A 606-nucleotide genomic window follows, 5' to 3' on the forward strand; every position below is an offset into this window, starting at 1 on the left:
AAATAAAATATGGGTATACTTCTATATTCATCTTGCTGGAAAGATAGCCGCCAATTCCGTAAAATAGCGGATCACCAGAAGCTAAAACGACCGTCGGACGAGTCTCTTCCTGTAGTCGTTCTACAACTGCTTTCATGCCGCCCTTTATGACAATCTTCTTTCCTTGATAATTCGGGAAGAAGGACAAGACCCTCTCACCGCCGATAAGCACTTCACTTTCTTCAATCCATTGTGCATATTGAGGCAGTAAGCTTTCTTGACCGTTATCTCCTATCCCGATTAATTTAATCGATTGAGTCAATTCCAACAGCCCTTCCTAGTAATTGTCCTTTCAACGAATAAATCGCCGTTTCCATTTCAATGCCGCCCTTCACTTGCTTTAATCCTGAGTGACAGCAGGCTTCACAAAGTTTATTGAAGAATTCTTTGTTATCAATCTCGGCCATCATATCACCGACTTGCGATGCGGTGTTTGCGTTCTTAATTTCAAAAACAAGGTTATCATCTGCTCCGACACTTTGGGCAATTTCAGATAAAAAGTCGAAGTCGACTGGTGCACTTTTTGAATGCACCATCATCACACCTTGTGCAACTTTCGAAAATAGT

The 606-nt window shown here is 41.6% G+C and carries 2 pseudogenes; both read right to left on the reverse strand.

Annotated features, from left to right (window positions below):
- Window positions 1-301: pseudogene (locus tag AC1DUW_RS31880) on the reverse strand (cobalamin biosynthesis protein CbiE); the annotation flags it as partial.
- Window positions 285-606, reverse strand: a pseudogene (locus AC1DUW_RS31885) (cobalt-precorrin-5B (C(1))-methyltransferase); the annotation flags it as partial. The pseudogenes AC1DUW_RS31885 and AC1DUW_RS31880, both read right to left, overlap by 17 nt.

This window comes from Peribacillus sp. P4_C12 (assembly GCF_056402095.1).